The organism is Gramella sp. MT6 (assembly GCF_019357415.1).
In the GTDB taxonomy this organism is placed as follows: Bacteria; Bacteroidota; Bacteroidia; order Flavobacteriales; family Flavobacteriaceae; genus Christiangramia.
Genome location: NZ_CP048410.1, coordinates 2,069,273 through 2,087,213, shown reverse-complemented (window position 1 = coordinate 2,087,213; position 17,941 = coordinate 2,069,273). Strand labels below are relative to the sequence as shown.

The 17,941-nt window shown below is 38.6% G+C and carries 18 protein-coding genes, 5 tRNA genes and 1 pseudogene; 1 reads left to right on the top strand and 23 read right to left on the bottom strand.

Annotated elements, in window-relative coordinates; genetic code table 11:
• Positions 1 to 58: 58 nt before the first annotated feature.
• The 15 genes from rplL to rpsU form a co-directional block, all read right to left on the bottom strand.
• The gene (gene rplL, locus G3I01_RS09410; RefSeq protein WP_219547235.1) at positions 59 to 433 is read right to left on the bottom strand and encodes a 50S ribosomal protein L7/L12; all 375 of its coding nucleotides are present in this window, start codon (positions 431 to 433) and stop codon (positions 59 to 61) included.
• A gap of 57 nt (positions 434 to 490) precedes the next feature.
• Complete coding sequence (gene rplJ / locus G3I01_RS09405; protein WP_219547233.1) at positions 491 to 1,012, bottom strand: 50S ribosomal protein L10; 522 nt, start codon at positions 1,010 to 1,012, stop codon at positions 491 to 493.
• 9 nt (positions 1,013 to 1,021) lie between these two features.
• Positions 1,022 to 1,720, bottom strand: a complete 699-nt coding sequence (gene rplA, locus G3I01_RS09400; RefSeq protein WP_219547231.1) for a 50S ribosomal protein L1 — start codon at positions 1,718 to 1,720, stop codon at positions 1,022 to 1,024.
• A gap of 19 nt (positions 1,721 to 1,739) precedes the next feature.
• Positions 1,740 to 2,177, bottom strand: coding sequence for a 50S ribosomal protein L11 (rplK, locus tag G3I01_RS09395; RefSeq protein WP_108172572.1), 438 nt, complete (start codon positions 2,175 to 2,177; stop codon positions 1,740 to 1,742).
• A gap of 73 nt (positions 2,178 to 2,250) precedes the next feature.
• On the bottom strand, positions 2,251 to 2,802 hold the full coding sequence (gene nusG / locus G3I01_RS09390; protein WP_026933825.1) for a transcription termination/antitermination protein NusG: 552 nt from the start codon (positions 2,800 to 2,802) through the stop codon (positions 2,251 to 2,253).
• Between the two features lie 11 nt (positions 2,803 to 2,813).
• Positions 2,814 to 3,011 (bottom strand): preprotein translocase subunit SecE, encoded by a 198-nt coding sequence (gene secE, locus G3I01_RS09385; protein ID WP_108172571.1) that lies wholly within the window; start codon positions 3,009 to 3,011, stop codon positions 2,814 to 2,816.
• A gap of 18 nt (positions 3,012 to 3,029) precedes the next feature.
• Positions 3,030 to 3,102: transfer RNA gene (locus G3I01_RS09380), tRNA-Trp, on the bottom strand.
• Positions 3,103 to 3,159: 57 nt separating this feature from the next.
• Positions 3,160 to 4,347 (bottom strand): elongation factor Tu, encoded by a 1,188-nt coding sequence (tuf, locus tag G3I01_RS09375; protein WP_219547229.1) that lies wholly within the window; start codon positions 4,345 to 4,347, stop codon positions 3,160 to 3,162.
• 57 nt (positions 4,348 to 4,404) lie between these two features.
• Positions 4,405 to 4,476, bottom strand: a tRNA-Thr gene (locus G3I01_RS09370).
• Between the two features lie 196 nt (positions 4,477 to 4,672).
• Positions 4,673 to 4,745 (bottom strand) — tRNA-Gly (locus G3I01_RS09365).
• Positions 4,746 to 4,881: 136 nt separating this feature from the next.
• Positions 4,882 to 4,964: transfer RNA gene (locus tag G3I01_RS09360), tRNA-Tyr, on the bottom strand.
• Between the two features lie 200 nt (positions 4,965 to 5,164).
• A tRNA-Thr gene (locus G3I01_RS09355) sits at positions 5,165 to 5,238 on the bottom strand.
• Positions 5,239 to 5,341: 103 nt separating this feature from the next.
• Entirely contained in the window at positions 5,342 to 5,644 is a 303-nt protein-coding gene (gene raiA / locus G3I01_RS09350) for a ribosome-associated translation inhibitor RaiA (RefSeq protein WP_108172569.1), read from the bottom strand.
• Between the two features lie 33 nt (positions 5,645 to 5,677).
• Positions 5,678 to 6,568, bottom strand: coding sequence for a tyrosine-type recombinase/integrase (locus G3I01_RS09345; protein WP_219547227.1), 891 nt, complete (start codon positions 6,566 to 6,568; stop codon positions 5,678 to 5,680).
• Between the two features lie 96 nt (positions 6,569 to 6,664).
• Positions 6,665 to 6,859 carry a 30S ribosomal protein S21 gene (rpsU, locus tag G3I01_RS09340; RefSeq protein ID WP_026933820.1) on the bottom strand — a complete coding sequence of 65 codons (195 nt, stop codon included), beginning with the start codon at positions 6,857 to 6,859 and terminating at the stop codon, positions 6,665 to 6,667.
• Between the two features lie 148 nt (positions 6,860 to 7,007).
• Between rpsU and G3I01_RS09335 the strand changes: the two genes are divergently transcribed.
• Entirely contained in the window at positions 7,008 to 7,886 is an 879-nt protein-coding gene (locus G3I01_RS09335) for an MBL fold metallo-hydrolase (protein WP_219547225.1), read from the top strand.
• Between the two features lie 139 nt (positions 7,887 to 8,025).
• Here G3I01_RS09335 and G3I01_RS09330 read toward each other — a convergent pair whose 3' ends face one another.
• From G3I01_RS09330 to G3I01_RS09295, 8 genes and pseudogenes are all read right to left on the bottom strand, one after another.
• Positions 8,026 to 9,192 carry an acyl-CoA dehydrogenase family protein gene (locus G3I01_RS09330; protein ID WP_219547223.1) on the bottom strand — a complete coding sequence of 389 codons (1,167 nt, stop codon included), beginning with the start codon at positions 9,190 to 9,192 and terminating at the stop codon, positions 8,026 to 8,028.
• A 92-nt stretch (positions 9,193 to 9,284) separates the two neighbouring features.
• Positions 9,285 to 10,160 carry a helix-hairpin-helix domain-containing protein gene (locus G3I01_RS09325; protein WP_219547221.1) on the bottom strand — a complete coding sequence of 292 codons (876 nt, stop codon included), beginning with the start codon at positions 10,158 to 10,160 and terminating at the stop codon, positions 9,285 to 9,287.
• A gap of 11 nt (positions 10,161 to 10,171) precedes the next feature.
• Positions 10,172 to 12,256, bottom strand: coding sequence for an amino acid carrier protein (locus G3I01_RS09320; protein WP_219547219.1), 2,085 nt, complete (start codon positions 12,254 to 12,256; stop codon positions 10,172 to 10,174).
• Positions 12,257 to 12,405: 149 nt separating this feature from the next.
• Entirely contained in the window at positions 12,406 to 13,416 is a 1,011-nt protein-coding gene (locus tag G3I01_RS09315) for a potassium channel protein (protein ID WP_219547217.1), read from the bottom strand.
• Entirely contained in the window at positions 13,413 to 13,643 is a 231-nt protein-coding gene (locus G3I01_RS09310; protein WP_219547215.1) for a PspC domain-containing protein, read from the bottom strand. Before G3I01_RS09310 ends, G3I01_RS09315 begins: the two co-directional genes overlap by 4 nt.
• A 9-nt stretch (positions 13,644 to 13,652) precedes the next feature.
• A complete protein-coding gene (locus G3I01_RS09305; protein WP_219547213.1) occupies positions 13,653 to 14,936 on the bottom strand; it encodes a DUF2851 family protein in 1,284 nt (427 codons plus the stop codon).
• 48 nt (positions 14,937 to 14,984) lie between these two features.
• Positions 14,985 to 15,680: an SGNH/GDSL hydrolase family protein gene (locus tag G3I01_RS09300; protein WP_219547211.1), complete on the bottom strand. Its 696-nt coding sequence runs from the start codon at positions 15,678 to 15,680 to the stop codon at positions 14,985 to 14,987.
• A 134-nt stretch (positions 15,681 to 15,814) separates the two neighbouring features.
• A pseudogene (locus G3I01_RS09295) lies at positions 15,815 to 17,920 on the bottom strand (amino acid carrier protein).
• Between the last annotated feature and the right edge of the window lie 21 nt (positions 17,921 to 17,941).

The window sequence follows — 17,941 nt, the reverse complement described above, 5'->3', positions numbered from 1 at the left end:
TAGACCTCCAGGAGTGAATCCTGAGGTCTAAACCTAAATAATATTGCTTGTGTTAAGCTTATTTAAGCTCAACCTCAGCTCCTGCTTCTTCTAATTGCTTTTTAAGAGCTTCTGCTTCGTCTTTAGCAACTCCTTCTTTTACTGGTTTTGGAGCACCATCTACTAATTCTTTAGCATCCTTAAGACCTAGTCCTGTAAGTTCTTTTACAAGTTTAACTACAGCTAATTTAGATCCACCTGGAGCAGTAAGAATTACGTCGAATTCAGTTTGCTCTTCAGCTTCTTCACCACCAGCAGCAGCGCCACCAGCAACAGCTACTGCAGCAGCAGCAGGCTCGATACCATATTCTTCTTTAAGTATATCAGCTAACTCGTTTACTTCTTTTACCGTAAGGTTAACTAATTGTTCTGCGAAATCTTTTAAATCTGCCATTTTCTATCGTTTTTAAAAAGTTCTTTAATTTATAATTGTTAAAAAGTGCGTACTATGTTATCCTTCCTTTTCTGAAAGGGTTTTAAGGATTCCTGCGATTTTTCCACCACCTGATTTAAGTGCTGAAACAACATTCTTAGCAGGAGATTGAAGTAATCCAACGATATCCCCGATAACTTCTTCTTTAGACTTGATATTAACAAGTGTTTCAAGATAGTCATCACCTACATAAATAGCTTCTTCTACAAAAGCTCCTTTAAGTAAAGGCTTATCAGATTTCTTTCTAAAATCCTTAATTACTTTCGCCGGAGCATTTCCGGTCTCAGAAAGCATGATTGAGGTATTGCCTTTCAAAACTGTTGGAAGGTCACCGAAATCTTTATCAGCTGCTTCCATAGCTTTCGCAAGCAATGTATTTTTAACTACCGATAACTTTACATCAGCTTTGAAACAAGCTCTACGTAAGTTAGAAGTGCTTCCAGCGTCAAGGCCAGAAATGTCAGCCAAATAGATAGTTTGGAATCCGGCTAACTGGGCAGTTAAATCTTCTATAACTTGTGATTTTTCTTCTCTTGTCATAATCTTAAATTATTGCTCAGTAAACCTTTTAGTATCTATTGCTACACTCGGGCTCATAGTAGTGGTCATATAAATACTTTTGATATAAACACCCTTAGCTGCCTGAGGCTTCAATTTTACCAGCGTAGTTAATAATTCTCTCGCGTTACCTGCAATTTTCTCAGCATCAAAAGATGCTTTTCCAACTGCTGCATGCACGATACCAGTTTTGTCAACCTTAAAGTCGATCTTACCAGCCTTAACATCAGAAACCGCTTTAGCGATATCCATAGTTACAGTACCGGTCTTTGGGTTAGGCATTAAACCTCTTGGTCCCAGAACACGTCCTAGTGGTCCAAGTTTACCCATTACGCTTGGCATAGTGATGATAACATCAACATCTGTCCAACCGCCTTTAATCTTCTCAAGGTACTCATCTAATCCAACGTAATCGGCACCAGCATCTTTAGCTTCTTGCTCCTTATCTGGAGTTACAAGAGCCAAAACCTTAACGTCCTTACCAGTTCCATGAGGAAGAGTTACAACCCCTCTAACCATCTGGTTAGCTTTACGTGGATCTACGTTCAAACGAACTGCAAGATCTACAGAAGCGTCAAAGTTTTCGTTGGAAACTTTTTTTATCAAAGCAGAAGCTTCGGCCACTGTATAAGTCTTGCCGTTCTCAATCTTAGACTGAGCTTCTTTTTGCTTTTTAGTTAATTTTGCCATTTCTTAATTTCTTTTTGGATTAAAACGGTGCATCACCTTTTACAGTTATTCCCATCGAACGAGCTGTTCCGGCAACCATTTTCATTGCAGACTCTACAGTAAATGCGTTAAGATCCTGCATCTTGTCTTCTGCAATCGCTTTAACCTGATCCCAAGAAACACTAGCTACTTTTTTTCTGTTCGGCTCACCAGAACCTTTTTTAGTTTTTGCCGCTTCCATCAATTGTACTGCCGCAGGTGGAGTCTTGATAACGAAATCAAAAGACTTATCTGTGTAAACAGTAATTGCAACTGGAAGTACCTTTCCTTGCTTATCCTGAGTTCTACCATTGAATTGCTTACAGAATTCCATGATGTTTACTCCGGCAGCACCTAAAGCAGGTCCAACTGGTGGTGATGGGTTAGCAGCACCTCCGCGAACTTGTAGTTTTACAACTTTACTTACTTCTTTTGCCATTTTTCAAATTTTTAAATGATCGTTTGTTGAGTGGAAGCTTAAAAAACAATCAAAAAATATGTAACAGTTATTATTATACTTTTTCTACCTGCATATAACTTAACTCTAATGGTGTTTTTCTTCCGAAAATCTTCACCATTACTTCAAGTTTACGCTTCTCTTCATTAATCTTTTCTACTGTACCATTAAAACCATTGAACGGTCCGTCAATTACTTTAATAGTCTCACCTATAGTAAACGGAATCGCAACATTATCGGCTTTCACAGAAAGCTCATCAACCTTACCTAACATTCTATTCACTTCAGATTTTCTAAGTGGCACAGGATCTCCTCCTTTTGTTTCACCTAGAAATCCAATAACTCCGTTGATTCCTTTAATAATATGAGGAATTTCCCCGGCTATATTAGCCTGGATCATTACATACCCAGGAAAGTAAACTCTTTCTTTGTTTACTTTCTTTCCATTACGAATCTGGATAACCTTTTCAGTAGGAACTAAAACCTGATCTATCGCATCTTGAAGACCTAAATATTCGATCTCTTTCTCGATATAATCCTTGACCTTATTCTCCTGTCCACTAACGGCACGAACCACATACCATTTTTTTTCCTTTGCTTCTGCCATCGCCATTTATTTTAAGATTTAACCCATTCGAAGTATTGCTCAATCGCTCCACTAAAAAGCGTGTCAACACCCCAAATAGCCAATGAAAAAATAATCGAGAACACAGCCACAAGCACTGTTAGCTTTTGAGCTTCAGTCCAACTTGTCCAGGTAACGTGGTTTCTTAACTCGTTATATGATTCTGATACGTAATTAACAATTCCTGCCATTTTCAAAAAAAATATTTGCACGGGTTGAGAGGCTCGAACTCCCGACACCTGGTTTTGGAGACCAGTGCTCTACCAACTGAGCTAAACCCGTAAATATAAGTGAAGGTATCCCGCTTTTAACGGGATACCTTTTTATATATAATAATTCTTAGTCTAGAATTTCAGTTACCTGACCAGCACCTACAGTTCTACCACCTTCACGGATAGCGAAACGTAGTCCAACGTTCATTGCGATTGGCTGGATAAGCTCTACTGTAATAGTAAGGTTATCACCAGGCATTACCATTTCTACTCCGTCAGGAAGGTTGATTGTTCCTGTTACGTCAGTTGTACGTACGTAGAACTGAGGACGGTAGTTGTTATGGAATGGAGTGTGACGTCCACCTTCTTCTTTCTTAAGGATATAAACCTCTGCTTTGAATTTAGCGTGAGGAGTTACAGATCCAGGCTTAGTAATTACCATACCTCTTGAGATCTGAGTTTTCTCGATACCTCTTAATAGGATACCAACGTTATCTCCAGCTTCACCTCTATCAAGGATCTTACGGAACATCTCAACTCCAGTAATAGTAGAAGTAAGTTTTCCAGCTCCCATACCAATGATCTCTACAGGATCTCCAGTGTTAGCAACACCAGTCTCGATACGACCAGTTGCAACAGTACCACGACCTGTAATAGAGAATACATCTTCGATAGGCATCAAGAAAGGCTTATCTACATCACGCTGCGGAAGTTCAATCCAGCTATCAACAGCTTCCATAAGATCAAGAACAGTCTTAGACCATTTCTCATCTCCTTCTAAAGCTCCAAGTGCAGAACCTGAAATTACAGGACCGTTATCACCATCATACTCGTAGAAAGAAAGAAGATCTCTTACTTCCATCTCAACTAGTTCAAGAAGCTCCTCATCATCAACAAGGTCAACTTTATTTAAGAATACAACGATTCTTGGAATACCTACCTGACGTCCAAGAAGGATGTGCTCACGAGTTTGAGGCATAGGACCATCAGTCGCAGCCACAACAAGGATTGCACCGTCCATCTGAGCAGCACCAGTTACCATGTTCTTTACGTAATCGGCGTGACCAGGACAGTCAACGTGTGCGTAGTGACGGTTTGCAGTTGAATACTCTACGTGAGAAGAGTTAATTGTAATACCTCTTTCTTTTTCTTCTGGAGCGTTATCGATTTGGTCGAACGCACTAGCTTCTGAATATCCAGCATCAGCCATTACTTTAGTAATAGCTGCAGTTAAAGTAGTTTTTCCGTGATCTACGTGTCCAATTGTACCAATATTTAGGTGCGGTTTGGAACGATCATAAGTTTCCTTTGCCATAATTAATACTTATTTAATCTTAGTTATATATTAGTGTTCAATTTTATACAAAACTAGAGCCAACGACGGGAATTGAACCCGTGACCTCTTCCTTACCAAGGAAACGCTCTACCCCTGAGCTACGTCGGCCAGACAATTGACTGTTTTAAACAGCGATATCCATAAACCTATCAAGGGTTTATGGAAAAGATCAGGACTGAGGTAATATAGCCGAAATAACCCATTATTAGTAACCTAATAAATAGTTCTAAAAACCAAAAGGAGTAAAAACCTTTAATCTTGAACTATTTCACGACCGGGGAATATCCTGATTCAATTTATTTAGAGCGGGAGACCGGGTTCGAACCGGCGACATTCAGCTTGGAAGGCTGACGCTCTACCAACTGAGCTACTCCCGCATTTCCATTTTAGATTTACACCTTTAGGATTATCTCACTAAGCTTGATGATCCTGTTCGGGTGGCCCCGAACACCGATTTAAAAAAAACTATTTACAAAAGCGAACTTTTAACAACAGCTTATTTTAAAATCTTTGTGGGGAGAGCAGGATTCGAACCTGCGAAGTCGAAAGACAACAGATTTACAGTCTGTCCTCGTTGGCCGCTTGAGTATCTCCCCAATTTTACACTATTTCATAGAACCGTAGCTGAAACAGCTAAGCTTCCGATGGTTTTTAAAACGGGTGCAAATTAAAGCAATTTTAAAGCACCATCCAAAGCATTTTTCAAAATTTCTGAAGATTATTTTTCAATCATTTAAACCTTAAGGTTTTAAACTTTAAAATATCTCCGAAACTTCGGTGTTTTCAGTATTTCAAGAGCCGATGGAGGGACTCGAACCCACGACCTGCTGATTACAAATCAGCTGCTCTAGCCAGCTGAGCTACATCGGCCTTTATGCTAACTTTTTCAGCATAAAAAAGTCCGCTATTTCTAACGGACTGCAAATGTATATAAATTATTCCTTTATCAAAAAATAATTTTAAAAAAAATCAGCTAAACATGAGCACTCATTTTTTCCTTTCGTTTAATTAACTGTCTCTGTAATGAATTAACGCATTCATCTACACAGGCTTCGAACTTACTACAGGTTTTTTTCACCATGAGATCACCTCCTGGTACACTTATTAATATCTCTGTAATTTTATTTTCTTTAGCGCTTGTGTTCTGCACCTTAAAGAATACATCGGCATGGATTATCTTATCAAAATAGTTTTCTAGTTTATCAAGTTTTTTTTGGGTGAAATCAATCAGTTTTTGATCAGCATTGAAGTTTACGGACTGCAGATTCATTTTCATATCCTGTAGAATTTAATTAAACAAAATGATTAGTTAATCCTTATTGTTCCGGGGATGAGCCTGTTTATGTATTTTGCTCAATTCGGCAATACTATTGTGAGTGTAGACTTGAGTCGCTGCCAGACTGGAATGACCCAATAATTCTTTTACCGCATTTAGATTAGCTCCCTGGTTCAATAAATGAGTAGCAAACGAATGTCGCAGTATATGCGGACTCTTTTTTAGTTTGCCAGACACCTCACTAAAATAATTATTTATAATTCTATAAACAAAACTTTCATAGATTTTATCTCCTTTAGAAGTTAAAAAAAGATGATCATCCTGTAAGGCCCCGTGATCGTTCGTTCTATAATCCAGATAAGCCCGTCCGGTTTTTACTACAGAATTGATCAGAGGAATATACCTTTCCTTATTTCTTTTACCTAGCACCTTAAGAACACCAGAGTCCAGATCCAGATCCTGCAATCGTATATTTATCAATTCTATCCTTCTTATACCGGTAGAGTAAAACAGTTCAACAATAAACCTGTCACGTATTCCGTCGTAACCTGAATCATCAATATTCTCCAGAACTTGAACTATCTCGGCTTCAGAAAAAGGGATCTGCACTTTTTTTGAAGTTTTTAATGCCCTGTGCTTGATTAGAGGAGAAGAATCTATTTGCCCAGTCTTTAACAGGAACCTATAATATGATTTAAGAGAAGAAAGTTTCCTGTTGATGGTTCTATTAGTAATCCCAAATTCAGACAGATCTACTATCCAGCTTCTTATCTGGGAATAATTCACATCTTCCAGAGATTCCTGCTCGTATGTTCTTGAAATGAAATTCTGAAAATCGCGTAAGTCTCGAGAATACGCCGTAATGGTATGAGAAGAATATTTTTTTTCGAGCTGAAGGTAATCCAGAAATTCAGAAAAGGGCATAAAAAAACTGTTGATAGACAAAGTTACTAAACTTTGGACTACCAACAGTTCTTAAATTTATTGTGCAATTTTACAATCGCCCATCTAGTTTAAATACTAGATATCCTCTGCGTCTCTCAGGTGCTGGATATATTCAGCTTTCTGAATCTGAGCTCTACGCTCCACAGATGGCTTAGTAAAATGCTGACGATCTCTTAGCTGGCGCATAGTTCCTGTCTTGTCGAACTTTCGCTTGAAACGCTTAAGAGCTCTATCTATATTTTCTCCGTCTTTAACTGGTATAATTAACATAGTGTCATAACCTCCTCTCTTTTGGAATCGGCTGCAAAGATAATTGATTTCTATAAAACCCCAATACTTTTACTATTTATTTCTACTAAAGTATTTTCCAGACAAGTAAAAATCAATTCTGTAAATTAGGGACTAAAATTTACAGAATATGAAAACTTCTATAAAAGTTATTTTCACCTTATTTATTATCTCCACCTCTTCCCTATTTGCCTTTCAGGACATGCAGGATGTGACCATCGAGATTATCCCGGTAAACGATAATGTTTATATGTTGAAGGGTGCCGGAGGAAATATTGGAGTCCTTACAGGTGACGATGGAGTTTTTATGATAGATGACCAGTTCGCTCAACTTACCGAAAAAATCAAGACTGCCATTGGCACCATTAGCGATCAACCAATAAGGTTTCTGGTAAATACCCATCATCATGGCGATCACACCGGTGGGAATGCTAATTTTAAGAAGGATGACGCGCTGATCATGGCTCATGAAAATGTGAGAAAAAGATTGAGCTTGAAAGACACAGATGTCAAAAACGACGGCTTACCCATAATTACCTTTAATGACAAAATGAATCTTCACATTAATAATAATGACATTGTAATAGCCCATGTTCATAATGCACATACCGATGGTGATGCACTGATCTATTTTCCCCAGAGCAATGTTTTAAATACCGGAGACACCTTTTTTAATGGTATGTTTCCCTATATCGACCTGGAAAGCGGCGGAAGCGTAGATGGTGATATCAAAGCAGCAGAAACAGGAATTTCCCTGATCAACGAGAATACGAAAATCATTCCCGGTCATGGCGCGATCGCTAATAGATCTGATTACAAAGCTTACCTGAATATGCTAAAGACTATTCGGGAGAACGTACAGAAAGCAATGGAAGAAGGCGCGACTGAAGACGAGATCGTAAATAATGAAAAACTTACCTCGGAATTCTTTACAGATAAGGAAGCCTCTGAATTCTATATCAATGGACCTAAAATACGTGGCACTTTCTATAATAGTCTGAAAAAATAAACCCCGGATAAGATCCAGGGTTTAATTAAAATTATATTCTTTTACGTAATAACTATTTCGCAGCAGGTTTATACTCTTTCTGGTCGATCACCATTTTGGCAAATGGAAAAACCATTTTCGCCAAAGTGATCTTTCAGTCTTACTTCGCTGCTGGCTTGTATTCCTTCTGATCGATCACCATTTTGGCGATAATTTCTTTCAAAATTTCAGAAGTTCCACCACCAATTGGTCCAAGTCTACTGTCTCTGAACATACGAGCCATTGGATAATCTTCCATATAACCATAGCCACCTAATAATTGCAGACATTTATACATTACCTCATCAGCAATTTTAGTTGCAAGAAGCTTAGACATACTTGCCTCCTTTACAACGTACTCACCATCATTCAATCTCTGGGCAGTGGCATAATTAAATTCCTTGATCACCTCTACTTCACTTACCATTTCAGCAACCGAATGTCTCAGGGCCTGGAATTTATCTAAAGTTTTACCAAATGCTTCACGCTCTTTCATATAACCCATCGCGTAATCCAAGGCGAATTCAGACCTGGCGTGTGCATTAATCCCCATAATAAGACGTTCCATGGCGAAATGCTGCATAATATAGCTAAAGCCTTTTCCTTCTTCTCCAAGCAAATAATCTGCTGGCACTTCAACAGTATCAAAAGCAAGTTCTGCTGTATCTGATGCTCTCCATCCCAGTTTATTAAGTTTAGTTGCAGAGATACCCTTGAACTTTTTATCTAAAAGGAAAATACTCATTCCTTTGTTTCCTTTTTCAGGATCTGTTTTTGCAGCGACTACATAAAAGTCGGCATATACACCATTTGTGATAAAGGTCTTTGATCCATTAATCACGTATTTGTCGCCTTTCTTAACCGCGGTAGTTTTCATACCTGCTACATCTGAACCTCCAAAAGGCTCTGAAACACAAAGGCATCCTATCTTTTCTCCATTGATCGCAGGAGTAAGATATTTTTCTTTCAGATCATGACTTGCCTCCACTTTGAGGTGGGTCATCGCAAGATATGCATGGGCCCACATAGCTGCAGCAAATCCACCAGAGTTGATCTTCTGAAGCTCTTCCAGAAAAATGACCGTGTAGAAAAGATCCAGCCCCATACCACCATATTCTTCAGGCTGGTTTAGGCCGAAATATCCCATTTCACCAAACTTCTCCCAGATGAATCTTTCGATCGTTCCGGTTTCCTCCCATTTATCGATATGTGGTACCACTTCCTTCTGTAAAAATTCCTGAAAACTTTTCCTGAACAGGTCGTGCTCCTCGCTAAAATATCTACTCATAATTATTTCTTATATTTTAAAAAGTTCCAGAATCCGGAACCTGATTTTGTAATTATATTATTAGGAATTTAGGACAGATTTTTTCCTAAATTTTACTCTATGGCCAAATATAATTTAATTCTATCGATTTTATCTGAAGGAAACCCCTTGATTTTTAATAATTCATCAAAAGAGGAAATGCCCTCATGAAGATTACGATAACTAATAATTTCCCTGGCAAGAACAGCGTTAAAATAAGGAATTTCAGCAAGCTCTGAACTGCTTATTGAATTGATATTCTTTATGGTTATATCAGGCCGGGTAAGTATTTGAAACTTCTGCCCTACTCTTTCTATCACCTCCGGGGAAAGTCCGTAAACATCATTAAGCTGATCAAGACTTAAAAACCCACCTATCGAAGTACGGTATTTCACGATCCTTTCAGATAAAACTTCGCCTATACCATTTATGGTTTTAAGATCCTGAGCCGATGCTGAATTTAGATCGGTAATTATAACTTCAGCCGGGACATTCTTTTGCTTTTGTAGCACACGAGTTTCATTTCTTGTCCATTCAGGGAATCTAAATGATGGAGCGATCTTTTCCAGTAAAATATCTGAAACACCAGTCACCTCTTGAAATTTTTCGACAGAATTCACCCAGTTACCCTTAGAGCGATACTCCAGTAACCTATCTATTTCCTCGACATTCATCCCAAGTTGATAGCCTTTATAATCGGAAAGATAATTCGGATTGAACGGGTAAATTGTATCTGAATGATTTTTGGCAGAATTTCGATTTAGAGAATCCAATTGCTTTTGAAAAGCTTCGATTTGTGACTGCCGAATCCTTTCAGCCTGAGGTTCCTCCTTGAATGGAAAAAGATCAAAGATGAGCACGAACTGCATTACAATGATCAATAGTACTAAAATAAAAATCCCATTTTGCTGACTTCTGGAGAGCGCAAAATGGGATTTAAGAAATTTCATTTTATAAAAACCTAAGAGGCTGCTTTAGCCTTTTTAGGTTCTGTTTTTTTGAATAATTCACCAGCCTTTAGCCTGTGAGTATATTCTTTTAGATCATTACTTACTTCACCTATCATGAAGTATAATCCTATAATATTAGGGAATGACATCGCCAGGATCATCATATCTGAGAAGTCTAATACTGCACCTAAACTTACAGATGCTCCAACCACTACAAATACAAGGAATAAAACCTTATAAGCGATCTCATTTCTTTTACTCTTTCCAAAAAGGTAAGTCCAGGCTCTCATCCCGTAGTACGACCATGAGATCATAGTAGAGAATGCGAAAAGGAATACAGCCGTTGCAAGTACGTAAGGGAACCAAGAGATCACACTACCAAAAGCAGTTGACGTTAACTCTACTCCTCCTACTCCTTCAACCTCATGCATCCCGGTAAATATCAATACCAGAGCTGTAAGAGTACAAACTACCACTGTATCTATAAATGGCTCTAAAAGTGCCACAAAACCTTCAGATGGCGGATGATTTGTTTTTGCTGCAGAGTGAGCAATGGCAGCAGAACCGACACCAGCCTCATTCGAGAAGGCAGCACGCTGGAATCCGACGATCAATACCCCTATAACTCCACCTTTTAATGCACTTGGACTGAATGCCCCGTCCCAGATCGCGCTAAAAGCAGGACCAATATTTCCAAAGTTAACTCCAATAACCACTAAAGCTCCAATTACATAAACTGCAGCCATGATAGGAACAATCTTACCGGTAACTTTAGCAATACTGCTAATCCCTCCAATAATTACAATTCCAACAAGAACTGCTACTACGATACCAAACCAGAATCCATTTCCTACAAGCATAGGGAATTCTCCTGCAAGAATAGAAAAGGACTGGTTTGCCTGGAACATATTACCTCCTCCAAAGGAAGCTCCAATAGCAAGAATTGCGAAGAAAGCGGCAAGGAATTTTCCAAGACCTCTTTTATTTCTCTTCTCAAGACCATATCTCAGGTAGTTCATTGGTCCACCAAAAACACGCCCTTCAGAATTAATAAATCTATATTTTACACCTAGTGTACATTCCACGAATTTTGAAGACATCCCCAGTAAACCTGCAAGGATCATCCACATTGTTGCTCCTGCACCTCCAAGAGATACAGCAACTGCAACACCTGCGATATTACCTAAACCTACAGTTCCTGAAACCGCAGTCGCTAACGCCTGGAAATGAGTAACCTGTCCAGGTGCGTTAGGATCATCAAACTTACCTTTAGCGAGTTGTAATGCATGTTTAAACCCTCTAATATTGATAAAGCCTAAACGAAGTGTGAAGAACAATGCCCCAAAAACGAGCCACACCACGATAAAAGGAATATTCTTCTGCTGTGGATCACCATTTGGATGTAGTAATGCAATAGGCTCATCATACGTAATGCTAGCAAAATATTGCGCACCCTGCTCGATCACATGTTGCTTATTCTCTGAATTATAGATAACTTCTCCTTCTTCCAGAAAATGTGATAAAGATCCGCTAGCATTTGCATAAGCCACTATATCCTGTCCATTTTTGGAAACTGTAGCAATAGGATCTCCTTCATTAACATGTTGTCCCTCGGCTACTTTCCATTCTTTAAGAATAAACTTAGAGGTTTCCTGTGGATCCCACTCTGGAGCCTCAACTCTTTTTAGATCGGCATATACAACTGGATCATAAACCCCGATCGCTGAAAATGGATCCCAGAAAAGTACGCTTCCCATGCTCGCAACGATAGGAGCAAAAGTTCCATTGAAATGTTCAGTAATAGCTTCTGCATCTACCGTGTAGGACTTTTCAACCGAATTTCCTTCACTATCAGTAACTACTACGCTGTAGGCAATACCTTCAGTTAGTCCTTCAGTTCTATTGGATTCTAGGCTTGTACTCTGGTTAGACCATTTATACTGATATGGAGGAGTTCCCCCGGTCACATCCAACTCAATAAACCCGTTATTAATAACGTTAGAAGGATTACCAACCTTGGCTTTAACGTCCAGTTCTTGTGCAGACAATCCAAAAATTGAAAATAAAAAGAACATTGAAAGCAAATACTTTCTCATATAGATTTTCGTTTATTAAATAAAGTTAAAATTTCAGCCGGTGAATATGCTAAAAAAATAGGCTAAATCAAACTTTTGGGAGTTAAATTGTGAAATTACTGTTAAATGTAAGTTTATTCCGTAAACAGCTTATAGCCTAACTTCAGACATCAAACAGAATAAAATTTCTTAAGGCTTTCTATCTGTTCTGGCCTTCCTATCATGATCAGTTTTGACTCCTTTTCCAGCTTCATAGATGGCTCCGGATTTACTACGTAAGTACCTGACGGTGACTTATAGCCAATTATTGAACAGCCGGTTTTCTTCCTTATATCGGTCTCGGCAATGGTTTTCTCAATTCCATCTGAGCATACTTTTGAAAAAGGAATCTGCTCAACATTAATACTATCATGTCTACCTGAAACCGAAAGGTTATCCAAGAATTCTACAAGGTCTGGTACCACTACCAGGGAAGCCATGTGACTGCCACCTATTCTATCTGGCATTATCACATTATCTGCCCCTGCCAACTTTAATTTCTTATAGCTATTCTCTTCTGTAGCCCTGCTAATGATCTTTAGATTCTTCTGTAACTGCCTTGCCGAAAGAACAATGAAAAGATTATCTGCGTCTCTCGGTAGCGCACAAATAAGTGTGGAAGCCCTTTCTATACCAGCGAGCATAAGAACTTCGTCCTCGGTAGCGTTTCCAACGATGTAATTCAGGGTTACATCTTCAAACCCATGGAACACATCCTCATTCTCATCGATGATCACAAAGTCTTTACGGTAATCCATGAGTTTCTGCACTGCTTCCTTTCCATTCTTTCCATAACCGCAAACAATCACATGATCCTTAAAAGAATCGATTCGTTTTTTCATTTTATTCCGTTTTAGATTACCAATATTATTCTTGTTCAGGATATGCTCGGTAATGGTGGAAATACCAAAACCAAAAATAAAAAGTCCCGAAATAATAAAAACTGAAGTGAAGATCTTTCCATAAGGGCCCATTGGTTGCACCTCACCATAGCCTACAGTACTTACGGTAATAATTGTCATATAGAGGGCATCTACCCAGGAGTAGTCATATAAAAAATGAAAACCCACCACCCCGGAGATAAACACCAGGATGATCAATATTACGGCAAGCTTTACCTTTGAATCTAAAAGTTCTCTCATAGATCGAATACAGAGGTTCTCTTAGTGTAAATTAGATCTTTTAATTTCAGCCAGAAAGCGAGAATAAGGTATACTATAAAGCCTACTCCCATGGTGAAGAATGAGGCATAAATAAAGAACAGCCTCACGTTTTTGGCACGCATCCCTAGTTTGTCTGCAAGGCGCGTGGAAACATAAAACCCATGTTTTTCCAGGTAATGCCTAATATTAGAAACAAAAGTTGTCATGTAGCAAATTTAGATGTATTTGGGAGACTTCCTTAATAAAGAAGCACCCAATTCACATTGAAGACACCTGTTCAAATTACAATACTCATTTTTTAACTGCAACAAGGCCTGCGAATCCATCGCATTTTTAGCGGTTTTTGGCCTTAATTCATTAAATATACTGATTACTGAATTTTTTTCCACTTTAATTCCAGAAATAAGATCCTGAATGGCCTGTTCGTTCTCCTCACCAATATAATTTGCATACGCATGTTTGAGAGGGACCACGCAATTGATCAGTATCAGATCTATAAAACTTATGGCAAGTTTCTTTTTTCTTTCTTTATGAGATTTTCCAAAGTTAAAATGTGTGTTCCAGTATTCAGAAACTTGGATATCAAAAAGCATATAAAATTCATCCAGGCTTTTCTCCTGAATGATACTTTGAAATAGATTTCTGTTTTGAGCATAGATAGCTGCCAGCTGGACAAGTCTTATCGTAGGGAAATTATCTGGCCTTAACCTGAAGAACTGTGGGCTTTTTAAAAACTCATTTGCAAGGGAGAATTTATGTTTTAAATAATCATATTCCTTTTTCAGATCCAGGCTGTACCTATCTGTTCCATTAATAAGCTTAGCCTGTCCCAGTAAAAGTGCCTCCAAAGAAAACTGGCTGAACCCTAATTTCTGAATGATCTTAAAATCAAAACTTTGAGCCAGACTCTGAAAAGCATCTCCATTCACCTTTGATCCAAAACTCCTGCACAGCAAAATAAAAAGAACTGCTTCCCAGTTATTTCCGGTTTCTGCTAATAGCTGAGCAATCAATTTAGATTTAGATTCCAGTCTTTCAAAATATAAGCGCTCCAGCCAATGCCGAATCTGAAATTCTGAAAAGTCTTTAAAGTCATTTTCACAATTCAACGCTAAATGCGGTTTCTCCAGCAGAAGTTGATAAGCCTCGAGAATACTTTCTTCTACTTTATCCTTTAAAATGAGGGTTGGAATTATGGAATTATCTTTCCTATAAATTTCGGTGTCATGCTCCCAAACAACGTGAAGTATAACGTTGTCATAATTAAGATCTTTTTCGTGGCTATGAAAATACCAATCTGAGGATTTTAAATGCATTTCTACATTTCCAGCCCAAAGCTGCTCCCCTATCTGAATTTTAGAATTGAAAAAATCCGGTCCTGATAGAGCGTTTTGAAAACCAGGTTGAATGATATTAATAATATCTCCATCAGAAGTCTTAATACTTTGATTATTAAACTTCTGAAATTTCCAGACATGATATAGAAAATCCTCCCTCACCCTTCAAATGTATCAAATTAACCAATTGAAAATGAGAGGTGTAAAAAATTATTCCGGAAGTTTCTCAGCAACCTGATTCACGAAATGATCTACCCAGTATTTATACATCAAACCGCTGGGATGTAAGCCATCGCTGGCAACAAGATCAGGATTTTCACCTGCCTCCCTGGAAATTGGCGTGATATTATAAAAGTCCACATTAAAATCTGCCGCCACCTTTCTAAACACTTCATTATATCTATCGATCTCAGCACTGATCTCTTCCTGGCCAGCTTCACCGAATGGAGTATATCCATAATCTGGAATGCTCACTGCAAATACCCCTTTCTCTTTAGTTTTAGAATGATTTATAGCCTTTCTAAAAATGGTTCGTAATTCTTCTTCATATTCTGTGATCAGCTTACCCTGGTATTGATTATTTACACCAATGAGGATAGATACAAGATCAAAATCACGATGAATACTTAAGTTATTATCAATGCCCCTTAAGAGATCCTCGGTAGTCCAGCCGGTCTTTGCAATGACCATAGGAGGCGCCACTTTGTATCCACGAGCCCTAAGTTGTTCTGCAAGCTGAACAGGCCAGCGCTCAGTCTCCATAACGCTTTCGCCAATAGTATAAGAATCTCCCAGTGCTAGATAGGTATAGTTAGGATTATCGGGTTCAGGATTGTTTGCAACATCTAAAGTAGAGCTGCAGGAAAAGAATATAACACTAATAAGTAACAAGTAAATCTTCTTCATAATATATTTTTATGTCCTGAAAATAGAATATTTGAAACTATTCTGAAATATTTATCAGGGTTTTAGTTTTTTCTTGACAAAAAAAAGCTCCACCATGATGGTGAAGCTTTTAAAATTATCTACCGAGATTTTTTTTAGCTCGCCTTCCTGAACTTTGGATTAATGAATAGTTCGCCATTCTTTAATTTATGCCAGTAGGTCTTCATATCTCCTCTTACTTCAGAAGACATTATATAAAGTCCAATAATGTTAGGAAAAGACATGGCGAGAATCATCATATCTGAAAAACTCAGCACTGCACCAAGGCTTACCGACGCGCCTACTACCACAAATAGCAGGAAAAGAACCTTATAAATGATTTCAGATTTTTTGCTTTGTCCAAAAAGATAAGTCCAGGACCTCATCCCGTAATAAGACCATGAAACCATAGTGGAAAAAGCAAAAAGGAATACTGCTAATGCTAATACGGCAGGGAACCAGGAAATCACACTTCCAAAGGCATCTGCTGTTAATTCTACACCTTGCATGCCTCCATCAACCTCGTGCATTCCAGTAAAGATGAGTACCAAAGCTGTCATTGTACAAACTACCATGGTATCTATAAATGGTTCAACCAGAGAAGTAAAACCATCTGCAATTGGATTTTCAGTTTTTGTAGCACTGTGAGCGATAGCCGCTGAACCAACCCCAGCCTCACTGGAAAAGGCAGCCCTTTGCAGTCCAATAATTAATACGCCTATAAAACCACCCTTCATGGCACTGGCTGACCATGCTCCATTAAAAATTGCAGAAAATGCACCGCTTATATTTTCGATATTAACTCCAATAACCACAGCGCAACCCAGGACATAAATAATTGCCATTACCGGAACCACCTTACTGGTCACACGGGCAATACTGTTGATCCCTCCAAGGATTACTGCCCCAACAAGTAGAGCAAATGCGATCCCGAACCAAAATCCATATCCCTGTAAAAATGGGAGTTGTTCTGAAACGATCTTAAAAGCCTGGTTAGACTGGATCATATTACCACCACCAAAGGAAGCCCCAATACCTAAAACTGCAAAAAGGCCTGCAAGAAATTTCCCCAGTCCTTTCATATTCCTTTTCTCGAGACCGTAACGGAGATAATTCATAGGACCTCCGAAAATCCTTCCATCTTCATGTATCTTTCTATACTTCACCCCAAGGGTACATTCAGTAAATTTTAAGGACATCGCAAAAAAACCTGCCGTGAACATCCAGAATGTGGCACCTGCTCCTCCAAGAGAAATTGCAACCGCTACACCGGCAATATTACCTTACCCAACGGTAGCCGATACCGCGGTAGCCATAGCCTGAAAGTGAGTAATTGTACCCGGAGCATCTGGGTTATCATATTTTCCCTTAGCGAGCTGTATGGAATGTTTAAACCCGCGAATATTTACAAATCCAAGTCTCAGGGTAAAAAATATACTTCCCAGGATTAACCAGATCACAATAAAAGGAATAGCATTCTTCCTAACGTCACCATTTGGATGATGTAAAGGTTGAGGATCATCATATTCTATCTGGGCAATCATATGAGCATTCTGCTCTATAACGTCTCCCTTATCATTAGGGTTAAAGATCTCTCCCCCTTCTGGAACCAGATAATTAATCTTCCCGGAAGCATCAGTAAAAACATCGATTTTCTCTCCAGAATCTGTTTGTACAATGGCTATTTTATCACCTTCAGCTACCGAGACTCCTTCTTTCACCAGCCATGTCATGAGGGAATATGTATTGCTGGTTGTTGCGTCCCAGCTTGGGATTGGTATTTCTGCTTGTTCTGTATAAACAACCGGATCATATATTCCCACCGCAGCAAAAGGATCCCAAAAAAGAATACTTCCTAAAAAGTCTACAGCAGGTTGAACTTTACTATTAAATATTTCGGTAATTGATTCTGCCTTTATATTGAAGTCCTTTTTGACAGTTTCTCCCGTAGCATCTGTAATTTTAACGGAATAATCCAGACCTTCAATAAACCCAGTGGCTTCCTTCGAGTCCAGAGAAATGTTCTGCTTACTCCATTTATATTGATAAGGCCCTTCGCCTCCTTGAACCTCTACCTGAACTTTACCGTCATTGATCTCACGGGTTGGATTTATAAGTTTTAGGGATACTTCTAAATCTGAAACTTTTTCCTGATCCTGCGCATTTATAAAAAGTGACATTAAGAAGAATAAACTGGAAATAAACCAATAATTCTTTAACATATAAATTAAGTTTAATTATAC